Origin of the sequence: Bacillus pretiosus, assembly GCF_051294775.1 — a bacterium.
Taxonomy (GTDB): Bacteria; Bacillota; Bacilli; order Bacillales; family Bacillaceae_G; genus Bacillus_A; species Bacillus_A wiedmannii.
Genome location: NZ_JBPPHF010000196.1, coordinates 1 through 305, shown reverse-complemented (window position 1 = coordinate 305; position 305 = coordinate 1). Strand labels below are relative to the sequence as shown.

Here is a 305-nt window from a genome sequence, read left to right as displayed (position 1 = left end):
TTATTGGTCCTTTTGGTTCTGGTAAAACATCTAGTTTAATTATTCCCATGATTAATCAAGATTTACATTGGATGGCACGTTTTATCAATAAGTTCATAAATGTCTTTAAAAAGAAGCATTATCATACAGAAGAAGTAAAAGGAACATTTTTAAATGGTGTGACTGTTATCGAACCCAGTAATGATTTATGCCAAAAGGTTTTGAAGTTAGTGCAAGCACATAAAATACCTGAAAGTGCAGTTTACTACATCGATCCAACTAATCCTGATACCAAAAAAATAAACATTCTGCGAGGACCAGTAGAT

General features: G+C 32.1%; 1 pseudogene. It reads left to right on the top strand.

Features of this window, described 5'->3' with window-relative positions:
• Positions 1 to 305: pseudogene (locus tag ACSG5Z_RS30485) on the top strand (conjugal transfer protein TraG); the annotation flags it as partial.